This is a genomic window from Sphingobacterium sp. NPDC055346 (assembly GCF_053645235.1).
In genome coordinates this window covers 259,390-270,721 of sequence record NZ_JBSHMI010000001.1, presented here as the reverse complement: position 1 = coordinate 270,721, position 11,332 = coordinate 259,390, and the positions used below count along the sequence as shown (strand labels likewise).

Here is an 11,332-nt window from a genome sequence, read left to right as displayed (position 1 = left end):
GACTGGAAGGCGGAAACCGCAGTTGCAGGGCCTGTACGCAAATGCAAACTTTGAGGCAATACTGTTTTTGTTGTTATTTAAATAAATATGGGATTGCAGTATTCCGAGATTCTTCCTTCGTCAGAATGACTGGAAGGCGGAAACCGCAGTTGCAGGACCTGTTCGCCAATGCAGCTTATGAGGCAATACTGTTTTTGTTGTTATTTAAATAAATATGGGTTTGCTGAATTCCGAGATTCTTCCTTCGTCAGGACGACTAGAAGGCGGAAACCGAAGGTTGTTGGTTGTTGATCCAAGAAAATTCTGTAGGTATTTTATTCCTTTAGGGCATCATAATGCTAAGTGGAAGAGGCATTAAAAAAGGCTTCGCCAAAATAGACAGTTTGAATAGTTTTGCTGCGCAGGCGTGTAAAAATTAAACAACAGATTTTTGGGTATTCTCGCTAGCGATATTTCAATACTGACTGTCGATGTACAAGGCGAAACCTTTTAACGGCAATATTTTTTATTTATGCAGAGAAGCTGCTTCCGCAACCACAAGTGCTTGTTGCGTTTGGATTATTGAATGTAAATCCGCGAGCATCTAGACCGTTTTTAAAGTCGATCTCCATTCCTGCTAAATATAGCCCATGAGCTTTGTTCATAAAGACACGCATGCCCTGAATGTTATATTCTGTATCGCCATCCTTGATTTGGTCGAATCCCAAAATGTAGCTCATCCCTGAACAACCTCCACCCTCTACGCCAATGCGCAATCCAAAATCAGCACCGATTTCTTGTTGGTCGATCAGTTTGTTTAGTTCGTTTAGTGCACCTTCGGTAAAAGTTACCGGAGCTACAGCTGTCAAATTATCTGAAGCCATATTAATTTCCTCTGAATTTACAGCTACAAAAATACATATTTTTCGCTTTCCTTTTAGTAAGCAACCTTATTATGACAATCGGCAAACAGAGACCAGAAGGGGAATGAAGGGCATATGGCAGTAGAAAAATTGCTTATTCATCGAATAGGGAGGCTCAGGAATACTATCGCTAACATGTGGTCGTTTTATGATTGGGAGGTTCAACAGTCCGTTATTCAATTGAGAAAAAACTTAACAAAATGGCAATCCTTAAAAATCATTGGAGAAATTTAGGTAATTATAAGCCCATTTCTTTGTAATTATCTATATTTGCAACAAATTTGAAATTTTAATACCCCCCAATAAAAAATATCAATATGGAAAGAGATCAATCCATTTTTAATCTAATTGCCGAGGAGCTAAAACGCCAAGAAGAAGGTATTGAGCTTATCGCTTCAGAAAACTTTGTGAGCAAGCAGGTTATGGAAGCCGCTGGTTCTGTTTTGACCAACAAATACGCAGAAGGACTTCCAGGAAAACGTTACTATGGAGGTTGTGAAGTTGTGGATAAAATTGAAACAATTGCCATCGACCGTGCAAAAGAATTGTTTGGCGCTGAATGGGTGAACGTACAGCCTCACTCTGGCGCACAAGCCAATGCTGCTGTTTTCCTTGCCATCTTAAAACCTGGCGATAAAATCCTAGGATTCGATCTTAGCCATGGTGGTCACTTGACTCATGGTTCTCCAGCAAACTTCTCTGGTAAACTTTATCAACCATTATTCTACGGTGTAAAAGAAGATACTGGTCTAATCGACTACGAACAATTAGAAGAAACTGCTCGTCGTGAAAAACCAAAAGTGATTATCTGTGGTGCGTCTGCATATTCTCGTGACTGGGATTACGCCCGTATCCGTAAGGTTGCTGACGAAATCGGTGCTCTAGTTGTCGCTGACGTTTCTCACCCTGCTGGTTTGATCGCTCGCGGTCTATTGAACGACCCAATCCCTCACTGTCATATCGTAACGACTACGACTCACAAGACGCTTCGTGGTCCTCGTGGTGGTATGATCATGGTAGGTAAGGATTTCGAAAACCCATGGGGCATCAAAACGCCTAAAGGAGAAACACGTACGATCACCCAATTATTGGATCTAGCGGTATTCCCTGGAACGCAAGGTGGTCCTTTGGAGCACACCATTGCTGCTAAAGCAATTGCCTACGGTGAAGCGCTTTCTGATGATTACTTGACATACATTAAACAAGTTAAAACAAATGCTGCTGCCTTAGCTCAGTTCTTTGTAGAAAGAGACTATAAAATTATCTCTGGAGGTACAGACAACCACTTAATGTTGGTAGACCTTAGAAACAAAGATATCTCTGGTAAAGATGCAGAAGCTGTTTTAGGCTTAGCAGGTATCACAACCAATAAAAACATGGTTCCTTTTGATTCTCGCTCACCATTCGTTACATCAGGTGTACGTTTCGGTACTGCGGCAATCACAACTCGTGGAATCAAAGAAAACGAAATCATTCAAATCGGTGAGTTGATCGACGAGGCATTGAACAATCGTTCAGACAATGCTGCGCTAGATCGTATCCACGGAAAAGTAAGAGAAATGATGGCTCAATTTCCTTTATATAAGTAATTGAGTAAAATATAACATTCAGATGGCTCTAAAGGATAACTTTGGAGCCATTTTTGTTATTAGGATTTAATGTGAAGAAATGTTAAAATACCAATCCATTTTTTGATTAATCGGAAATTTTAATTCTCTTTGAACTAATAACATTAAACAAATCGCTTATCGAAACACTACTACGCTTAAACTAAAATATTACAAAGACATAGAAAACTCTTACATCATTTGTGGAGGCATAATTATGAAACTATTGAATAAGAAAAGTGACCAGGAACTGGTACAAGCGTATGTTAAAGGCGAAGAAAGAGCCTTGCAAGTACTGTTAGAACGTTATAAAACGAAAATCTATACATCGATCTATCATCAGGTTAAAGATCAATACTTAGCTGAAGATATTTTCCAAGAGACTTTTATCAAAGTTATCAATACCCTAAAAGCTGGTCGTTACAATGATGAAGGTAAGTTCTTGCCTTGGGTCATGCGTATTGCCCATAACATGGTTATCGACCATTTCAGAAAAGAAAAAAGAGCACCTAACGTAGTCAATAACGATGGTTTCGATATCTTTGAAATCTTGCAGTTCTCGGACGATAGCGTGGAAATGAAAATGGTAAAAGATCAACGGGATGTGGATCTTAAGAAAATCATCCAATTGCTTCCTGACGATCAAAAAGAAGTGCTGATCATGCGTCTTTTCTGTGATATGAGTTTTAAAGATATCGCGGACATTACAGAGGTAAGTATCAATACGGCCTTGGGGAGAATGCGTTATGCATTGAGCAACTTGAGAAAGATGATCGAGGAAAACAATATGATGTTTCAATTAGGATAATATAAATAGGATCAAGATAAATTTCAAATAGGCCTGCAAAAATTGCAGGCCTATTTTTTGTCATCGCCTTCTGGGTTTTGACTAGGTTTTATTCGAGACACATTCCGAATTTCAGCAATGTGTCTCGAATAAGACTCGAATAAGGTTTAGAGAAATCCTTCAGATTTTTAAAGGTCGGAAGTTGGTTTTTATTTAACTCTTGGGTAAGTTTTCTGTCACTTTGTCCTCTTTGTGTACATTTCGACTTGTTTTCGCGGTAATTTTTTCTTTCTTTGTGGTAAAAGATCTATTGGAATTAGATTTGATAGGATAATAGAAAAAAGAAAAATAAGATATTAAGATATGTACTGGATAATTTTTATCGGAATCATGGTAGTGAGCTGGATAGTTCAGTTTACTTTCAGAAATAAGTTCAAGAAATACTCGGAGATGCCACTGTCTTCAGGGCTTTCTGGAGCGGAGATAGCACAGAAGATGCTAAATGAGAATGGAATCAGTGATGTACAGGTTATTTCTGTGGAAGGACAATTGACAGACCACTACAACCCTGCACACAGAACGGTTAACTTAAGTCCTGATGTTTATCATGGACGTTCGGTTGCTGCTGCTGCCGTAGCTGCCCACGAATGTGGCCACGCGGTTCAACATGCAACAGCCTATTCTTGGTTGCAGTTCCGTTCTGCTATGGTGCCAATCGTAAGTGTTGCCTCAAAATTGACCACATGGGTGTTGATGATCGGGGTAATCATGATGGCATTCTCTGGTAATGTGTATGTGTTGGCTATCGGAGTTGCTGCGCTTGCATTGACGACTTTGTTCAGCTTTATCACTTTACCTGTAGAATTTGATGCTTCAAAACGTGCTTTGGCTTGGTTGGATGCTTCCAATATTACCCATAGCACTGAAGAACATGATGGTGCTAAAGATGCTTTGAAATGGGCTGCCATGACTTATGTGGTTGCTGCACTTTCAGCATTGGTTACTTTACTGTACTACGCATCTATCTTGTTCGGTAGAAGAGACTAAGGCTTATAAAACCTATACAAATAAAGCCCTGATTTTTCAATCAGGGCTTTCTTTGTTTTATGTCTTTTTTGAACGGAATTGCTGAGAAAAAATTGACAATAAAATAATTCCTGACAGTTAAACTTTTTTCATATATTTCAGTCAAAAGCTATAGTAAAACTTCCAAGAAGATTTACACTTAGAGACTAATTAATTGCTAATCATATGAAAAAGTTGCTGTTTACCATGCTGAGCATGTGTTTTATGTTTGCTGGCTATGCCCAGAATGATGTTCTGACCATTAAAGTGGATTCCGCTGGAAATACGGTCTGGAAAAAGGAAGCCGAAATTTTTGAGATTCCTACTTTAAAGTTGAATTCCAGCGGTAAGTTAGTTTGGCAAAAGGTGTATGAGACCGGCCTAAGTCCAGAAGAAGTTTTTATGCGTATTAATGCCAAAGGTTTTTTAATGGACCATTTCCGAAATGGGAATCAATTCTCAGGTCGACTGGTGAATGTGACTCCGAATCACGAGAATGCAAAAAAATATGTGAGCACTAGGACTCCAAAATTAGAATGGGCGGTGATTAATGCCGGTTTTCTTTTAGAAGTGAAAGATGGAAAGTATGTTGTAACCATTTCCAATATGATTCTCGAGCGAGTAGCCACTAAGCTCCATCAGGCAGATTTCTATCCCAAAGGAGAGCTATCCCCCATTGAAGGATTAGCTTATCATAGAGGAAAGATAGGTCCTATGTTTTTGAAGTCTTATGGTGTGATTATCGATGATACCTTTGATCAATTGTTCCGTGATATCTCCACTCAATTGAAGGACGCAAGGGCAATTGTGGAGTAGGGGGAAGTAGAGATTAGACATTAGACAAAAGACAATAAGACAATAGAATAGGGAATTTAGAGCCAGGGTCCCTTCAACTCCCCAAGTTAAGGCTTAGGGCAATGTCATTGAGTTTAGAAAAAAACAAAATTTAAATTCTTTGTTACTTTTGGAGCCCAAAAGTAACCAAACCGACGAAGGAGCTCACGGATACCAAAAACAACTCGAATCCGTAAAACCTTCGGCTCATTTAAGGTGGCTTTTCGTACATTCCAACGCGCATGAAAAGAATGCCATGTTGTCGGGAATATCTTTCAATAGATCATCCCTTTTAATGGGATGATCTATTGAAAGCATTCCAAGGCCAATCCCATCGCACAGGCATCGGCATTCTTTCCATTTTTCCGCCACTGGAAATGAGCCAGGGGCTAAAGAACTTCCTCTGGAAGGATTGAAGTTTGTTGAGTGTACCCCAACAAGATTGTAACTTCAGCATAAAAAAACCTAACTTAATGATATTGGCTCAGGGATTCTGTGCTTAGGCATTTTTATTCTCTTTTTCCTTGAAAAATAAGGGATATTGAAGGCAAAATCTTAAATTAAAAAAGCAAAAAGCTATATTTGTAGGATTAAGTCAAATCAGGTTTATGCCTAAAGTTTTCAGTTTAATACTGTTAACGGAACAAAGTATTGATTTTTAGAAAGTTAAAAGATGTTTTCAAATCTACAGGATAAATTAGACAGGGCCTTTAAGGTATTAAAGGGGCAGGGTAATATTACAGAGATCAACGTTGCGGAAACCATGAAAGAAATTCGCAAGGCATTATTGGATGCCGATGTGAATTACAAGACTGCCAAAACGTTTACCGATGATGTAAAGCAAAAAGCTTTAGGTGAGAATGTATTGACCAGTATCTCTCCAGGTCAGTTGTTGACCAAGATCATGAACGATGAGCTTACGGAGTTGATGGGTGGTACGGTAACCGAGCTTGAAATTACGAAGAACCCGACTATTATCTTGATTGCTGGTTTGAACGGTGCTGGTAAGACGACCTTCTCTGGTAAGTTGGCCAACTTCCTGAAAGCATCTAAAGGCAAAAAACCTTTATTGGTAGCGGGTGACGTTTATCGTCCTGCAGCGATCGATCAATTGGAGGTGTTGGGACAACAAGTTGGAGTTCCGGTTTATGTTGATCGTGAATCAACAGATCCAATCGGAATCGCTGTTGCCGGTGTTGAAGAAGCGAAGCGCAATGGTCAAAACGTGGTTATCATCGATACCGCTGGTCGTTTGGCGATTGACGGAGCTTTGATGAAAGAGATTACCGCGGTGAAAGATGCTACTCAACCACATGAGATCTTGTTCGTTGTGGATTCCATGACGGGTCAAGATGCGGTAAACACTGCGAAAGCTTTCAACGACCGTTTAGACTTCACCGGTGTGGTATTGACCAAATTAGATGGTGATACCCGTGGTGGTGCTGCTCTTTCCATTAAATCTGTGGTAAACAAACCGATCAAGTTTATCGGTACCGGCGAGAAAATGGAAGCATTGGATGTTTTCCACCCTGATCGTATGGCTTCCCGTATCTTAGGTATGGGTGACGTGGTTTCCTTGGTAGAGCGTGCTCAACAACAATTTGACGAGAAACAAGCAGCGGAACTTCAGAAGAAAATCCGTAAGAATAAATTTGATTTCAACGATTTTAAATCGCAGATCCAACAGATCAAAAAAATGGGTAACATGAAGGATTTGATGGGCATGATTCCAGGTGTTGGAAAAGCAATTAAGGATGTTGAGATCGACGATGATGCATTCAAACCGATTGAAGCCATTATTGATTCCATGACTCCGTTTGAGCGTGAAAATCCAGATGCAATCGATCCTAAAAGAAGGAACAGGATTGCAAAAGGTTCTGGAACTAGCCTTGATGAAGTGAACAAACTGATGAAGCAGTTCTCGGATATGCGTAAAGTCATGAAGCAAATGTCTAACCCAGGTATGGCTGCCAAGATGATGCGTAATATGCCTAAGATGCCTGGAAAACCTTTCTAGGCTCTATAAAAGATATAGAAAGAGGTTGCGAAATTTTTCGCAACCTCTTTTTTTTGATGAGGTAGGGTGAGGGAGGGAACAGTTCCTGCACCTGAGGTCATCCCCATTTTGTCGTCCTGAGAGGTAAAAAATTGGGATAAATTTATTGGAATGTGATGACAGCATGTTGGCAATGAAAATAAATTAGCTCTTTTATTTATAATTATAGAACCCCCTTTGGGGTTCCATTATTTTAGCTGGCATGTCAGCTTAGCCTGGAAATCACGCAAAAACGATGTTCGATTAATCGAACATCGTTTTTGAATTAACCCTATATTGTTTACCATCCATGCTAAAATTATTCATCCCCGCAGGGGATGTATGGCGGATAAAAAATATTCTTCAGATAAATAAAAATGGGCCTGAATGGTTAGAAATGCATTTCTATTAAACTTGGCACTGGTAGGCAGGAAGGATCTCGGAAAGCAGAAAAAGTATTGCTCCACGGGTTGCATTGGCGTACAGGTCCTTTACCTTCCTGTCTTTCTGACGAAGGAAGAATCTCGGAATACAGCAAATCCATATTTATTTATAATCAACAAAAAAGTATTGCTCCACGGGTTGCATTGGCGTACAGGTCCTTTACCTTCGGTAAAGAATGACAGGGTCGTAGAGTGGAGACCCGTACAGATTCCTCACTAATCGTTCAGAATAAAAATTCGCTAGAGAGAGGTTCAGAGTGAAACGAAGAATCTATTTTTTTATTTTTTTTGAATTTGGGGTTACTCCGAAATCGTAAGATGAGGAAATCATTTCAAATGAAGTATGGATGGTTCCGAGACCCTTCAGGCGTGCCCTCAGGGTGACACAGAAAGGGTATAGAAAAACATTTCACCCACGCTGTGGGTTGGCCCTTTCTAACCTTCAAATTCTACAAATATGCCAGCCCTGCTGGGGGATGGGTTATAGAAATTGTACGCATGAAAATTTGAAAATCGACGTATTTCTTTAATCAGAAAATGATATAAATCCATGTTTGTATGGGGCGTGCGTATTCGATATGCCCCTATAGTATCGGGGAATTTCCAGCAACATTTGATCATAATCATGGTCTATCCTCGAATCTTTTAAATCCTGGTTCAAAACCAGATCTTGGTCCATCCTCTCATCCAATCCATCCTGGTTCAAACCACAAGACATAACCAATACCCCCAAACGTAAATTGATTGCTATAGTCCGACCATTTCTCCGGAAAAAGGATCGATATTTTGAAAAATGGAGGGCCATTTTGTAAATTCGTGTACATTGATTGGCCAAGAAAGCTAAAATCCTATAAATCGCATTGAATTAATTGTTAATTTTGTAACATGGACGACCCCGGGCAGATATCGGAATATGGTAAGATACTTTTAATGGCTATCATTGGTATCGTATTGGTTTGTGCCACCATGTTCCTAGCTCGAATCTTGTCGCCGAAAAATCCTAATCCTATTAAATTAAGTACCTATGAATGTGGTGAGGAGACCACGGGAACTTCTTGGGTACAGTTTAATCCGCGATTTTATGTAATTGCCTTGGTATTCCTGTTGTTTGACGTGGAATTGATCTTTATTTTTCCATGGGCAACGGTATTCGGGAATGCAGAACTCAATGCCATTGATCCTCGATGGGGTTGGTTTACCTTGATTGAAATGGCGATATTCCTTGCTGTTCTGATCGTAGGATTGCTTTACGTATGGAAAAGTGGGGATATCAGTTGGATCAAGCCTAGGCATGTGAAACCGACCGTTGCGGTGGGGATTCCGGCTTCTGCGTATGAACAATTGAATGCACAACAATATGTTGTGAAGGATTACAAAGAACAGGAGATAGAGGAAGTCTTGGCAGAGAAAGCCGCTTCGCCGGTAAAAATGGGATTCAAGCCTAAGTTTAAGAAACCAAGTTCAGAATCATGAGTTTAGACCAACAATTGCAACAAAATAATGGGGTAATCATCGCTAAGATGGATGACCTCTTAAATTGGGCTAGGTTATCCTCGATGTGGCCTATCAGTTTTGGTATTGCTTGCTGTGCCATAGAGATGATGGGCGCGATGGCGGCGACTTATGATTTGGATAGGTTAGGGGTATTCCCAAGGCCTTCGCCTAGGCAATCTGATGTCATGATCATTGCCGGCACGGTGACATTCAAGATGGCAGACCGGATCAAGAAACTCTATGAGCAGATGCCTGACCCGAAATATGTCATCTCCATGGGTTCGTGTTCCAATTGTGGCGGACCGTATTGGCAGCATGGTTACCATGTGGTCAAAGGGGTTGATAAAATCATACCTGTGGATGTCTATGTGCAAGGTTGTCCTCCCAGACCTGAAGCACTGATCGGTGCATTTTTAGAATTACAGAAAAAAATAGAACAACAGTCTTTGCTGAAAGGGGATATTTTCCCAGTAGAAGTAGAGCAATAGAATAATTTATGGCAAAAGATTTTTATGGTGATTTGCGCCTAGGAATTTTAGGCGGTGGCCAATTAGGTCGTATGCTTATCCAAGAAGCAATAAACTTTAATGTAAACGTTCATGTATTGGATCCTGATCCAAATGCTCCTTGCAAGAAATTGTGCAATCAATTTGAGGTAGGTTCGCTAGCCGATTTTGATACCGTTTATAATTTCGGTAAGGATTTGGATATGGTAACGATTGAAATTGAGAAGGTGAATGTAGATGCCCTTGAAGCATTGGAAGAAGAGGGTGTTTTGGTATATCCTCAATCCAGGGTAATTAGGTTGATCCAGGATAAAGGTCTGCAGAAGCAGTTCTTTAAGCAAAATGATATCCCGACTTCGGCATTTCAATTTATATCCAATAAAGAAGGTTTGGCAAACTGCCAGATTACTTTACCTTATATCCAGAAGTTGCGTAAAGACGGTTATGATGGCAAAGGTGTAAAGAAGATTAATTCGCAGGCTGATTTTGAGACGGCTTTTGATGCGCCGAGTATAGTAGAGGAGCTGGTTCCTTTTGAAAAGGAAATCGCTGTGATGGTTGCCCGCAATGATAAGGGAGAAATGATGACTTTCCCAATGGTAGAAATGGAATTCAATCCTCAGGTGAACTTGGTGGAATTCCTGATCTCTCCATCTACCTATTCTTTTGATATACAGATGAAAGCGGAAAGCATTGCGATGAAAATCGCGAATGACCTTCAGATTGTCGGCGTTTTGGCAGTGGAGATGTTCCTGACTGCTGATGGAGATATTTTGGTCAATGAATTGGCCCCACGACCACATAATTCAGGCCATCAAACGATCGAAGGAAACTATACTTCGCAATTCGGTCAACATTTAAGGGCAATCTTTAACCTGCCGTTGGGCAATACCGCTTCAAGAGCGAATGCCATTATGGTCAATTTATTGGGTGAGCCAGGTTATGAAGGGTTGGCAAGGTATGAAGGTATTGAGGAGGCTTTGGGCATTGAGGGGGTATATGTACATTTGTACGGTAAGAAATATACAAAACCTTTCCGCAAGATGGGGCATGTGACGATCGTGAATCAAGATCGCGCAATCGCTATCGAAAATGCGAGAAAAGTTCAGGAATTGATCAAAGTAATAGCATAATTTTTTATTCAGATAATAATGGAAAACGCAAAAGTAGCTGTAATCATGGGAAGCAAGTCAGACTTGCCAGTGATGCAGGATGCCATTGAGGTTTTAAAATATTTAGGGGTATCGTATGAGGTGAGCATTGTTTCGGCGCACCGTACTCCAAAACGTATGTTTGATTTTGCTGAGCAGGCGGCAGGTCGTGGATTGAAGGTGATCATTGCTGGAGCAGGTGGTGCTGCGCACTTACCAGGCATGGTTGCATCGATTACGCATTTGCCAGTGATCGGTGTTCCGGTCAAGTCTTCTAATTCGATTGACGGCTGGGATTCCGTGCTTTCTATCTTACAGATGCCTAATGGTATTCCGGTGGCTACAGTGGCCTTAAATGCAGCAAAAAACGCGGGTATTCTTGCCGCTCAGATCTTGGCGACCAGTGATGAGCAATTAGGAGCTAAGATTTTGGACTTCAAGAAAGAACTGAAAGAAAAAGTAGAGGAAAATGCTGAAGAGGTAGAACGTTTGGTATTTTAGTCTTCTT

General features: G+C 40.5%; 12 protein-coding genes. 11 read left to right on the top strand and 1 reads right to left on the bottom strand.

Annotation, left to right across the window (positions count from 1 at the left end):
- Window positions 1–212, top strand: a 212-nt coding sequence (locus ACWICE_RS01165; protein ID WP_454297455.1) for a hypothetical protein, incomplete at its 5' end; no start/stop codon positions are given.
- Window positions 213–509: 297 nt separating this feature from the next.
- On the opposite strand, the gene ACWICE_RS01160 is transcribed toward ACWICE_RS01165, so the two are convergent.
- On the bottom strand, window positions 510–863 hold the full coding sequence (locus ACWICE_RS01160; protein WP_185211139.1) for a HesB/IscA family protein: 354 nt from the start codon (window positions 861–863) through the stop codon (window positions 510–512).
- 356 nt (window positions 864–1,219) lie between these two features.
- Between ACWICE_RS01160 and ACWICE_RS01155 the strand changes: the two genes are divergently transcribed.
- From ACWICE_RS01155 to purE, 10 genes are all read left to right on the top strand, one after another.
- Entirely contained in the window at window positions 1,220–2,491 is a 1,272-nt protein-coding gene (locus tag ACWICE_RS01155) for a serine hydroxymethyltransferase (RefSeq protein WP_185211137.1), read from the top strand.
- Between the two features lie 235 nt (window positions 2,492–2,726).
- On the top strand, window positions 2,727–3,317 hold the full coding sequence (locus ACWICE_RS01150; protein WP_093100770.1) for an RNA polymerase sigma factor: 591 nt from the start codon (window positions 2,727–2,729) through the stop codon (window positions 3,315–3,317).
- Window positions 3,318–3,659: 342 nt separating this feature from the next.
- A complete protein-coding gene (locus tag ACWICE_RS01145) occupies window positions 3,660–4,343 on the top strand; it encodes a zinc metallopeptidase (protein ID WP_185211135.1) in 684 nt (227 codons plus the stop codon).
- Window positions 4,344–4,547: 204 nt separating this feature from the next.
- Window positions 4,548–5,177, top strand: a complete 630-nt coding sequence (locus tag ACWICE_RS01140) for a hypothetical protein (protein ID WP_185215972.1) — start codon at window positions 4,548–4,550, stop codon at window positions 5,175–5,177.
- Window positions 5,178–5,868: 691 nt separating this feature from the next.
- Entirely contained in the window at window positions 5,869–7,212 is a 1,344-nt protein-coding gene (ffh, locus tag ACWICE_RS01135; RefSeq protein ID WP_454297454.1) for a signal recognition particle protein, read from the top strand.
- A 405-nt stretch (window positions 7,213–7,617) separates the two neighbouring features.
- Window positions 7,618–7,893: a hypothetical protein gene (locus ACWICE_RS01130; protein ID WP_454297453.1), complete on the top strand. Its 276-nt coding sequence runs from the start codon at window positions 7,618–7,620 to the stop codon at window positions 7,891–7,893.
- A gap of 665 nt (window positions 7,894–8,558) precedes the next feature.
- Window positions 8,559–9,146 carry an NADH-quinone oxidoreductase subunit A gene (locus ACWICE_RS01125; RefSeq protein ID WP_185211131.1) on the top strand — a complete coding sequence of 196 codons (588 nt, stop codon included), beginning with the start codon at window positions 8,559–8,561 and terminating at the stop codon, window positions 9,144–9,146.
- Window positions 9,143–9,655: an NADH-quinone oxidoreductase subunit B gene (locus tag ACWICE_RS01120; protein ID WP_093100762.1), complete on the top strand. Its 513-nt coding sequence runs from the start codon at window positions 9,143–9,145 to the stop codon at window positions 9,653–9,655. Before ACWICE_RS01125 ends, ACWICE_RS01120 begins: the two co-directional genes overlap by 4 nt.
- Before the next feature lie 8 nt (window positions 9,656–9,663).
- Window positions 9,664–10,806: a 5-(carboxyamino)imidazole ribonucleotide synthase gene (locus tag ACWICE_RS01115; protein WP_185211129.1), complete on the top strand. Its 1,143-nt coding sequence runs from the start codon at window positions 9,664–9,666 to the stop codon at window positions 10,804–10,806.
- Window positions 10,807–10,824: 18 nt separating this feature from the next.
- Complete coding sequence (gene purE, locus ACWICE_RS01110) at window positions 10,825–11,325, top strand: 5-(carboxyamino)imidazole ribonucleotide mutase (RefSeq protein ID WP_185211127.1); 501 nt, start codon at window positions 10,825–10,827, stop codon at window positions 11,323–11,325.
- The last annotated feature ends 7 nt before the right edge of the window (window positions 11,326–11,332 follow it).

Bases quoted from the DNA above. Each gene is read 5' to 3' on its own strand.
- ACWICE_RS01160 (WP_185211139.1), bottom strand. From the start codon at position 863: ATGGCTTCAGATAATTTGACAGCTGTAGCTCCGGTAACTTTTACCGAA.
- ACWICE_RS01155 (WP_185211137.1), top strand. From the start codon at position 1,220: ATGGAAAGAGATCAATCCATTTTTAATCTAATTGCCGAGGAGCTAAAA.
- ACWICE_RS01150 (WP_093100770.1), top strand. From the start codon at position 2,727: ATGAAACTATTGAATAAGAAAAGTGACCAGGAACTGGTACAAGCGTAT.
- ACWICE_RS01145 (WP_185211135.1), top strand. From the start codon at position 3,660: ATGTACTGGATAATTTTTATCGGAATCATGGTAGTGAGCTGGATAGTT.
- ACWICE_RS01140 (WP_185215972.1), top strand. From the start codon at position 4,548: ATGAAAAAGTTGCTGTTTACCATGCTGAGCATGTGTTTTATGTTTGCT.
- ffh (WP_454297454.1), top strand. From the start codon at position 5,869: ATGTTTTCAAATCTACAGGATAAATTAGACAGGGCCTTTAAGGTATTA.
- ACWICE_RS01130 (WP_454297453.1), top strand. From the start codon at position 7,618: ATGGTTAGAAATGCATTTCTATTAAACTTGGCACTGGTAGGCAGGAAG.
- ACWICE_RS01125 (WP_185211131.1), top strand. From the start codon at position 8,559: ATGGACGACCCCGGGCAGATATCGGAATATGGTAAGATACTTTTAATG.
- ACWICE_RS01120 (WP_093100762.1), top strand. From the start codon at position 9,143: ATGAGTTTAGACCAACAATTGCAACAAAATAATGGGGTAATCATCGCT.
- ACWICE_RS01115 (WP_185211129.1), top strand. From the start codon at position 9,664: ATGGCAAAAGATTTTTATGGTGATTTGCGCCTAGGAATTTTAGGCGGT.
- purE (WP_185211127.1), top strand. From the start codon at position 10,825: ATGGAAAACGCAAAAGTAGCTGTAATCATGGGAAGCAAGTCAGACTTG.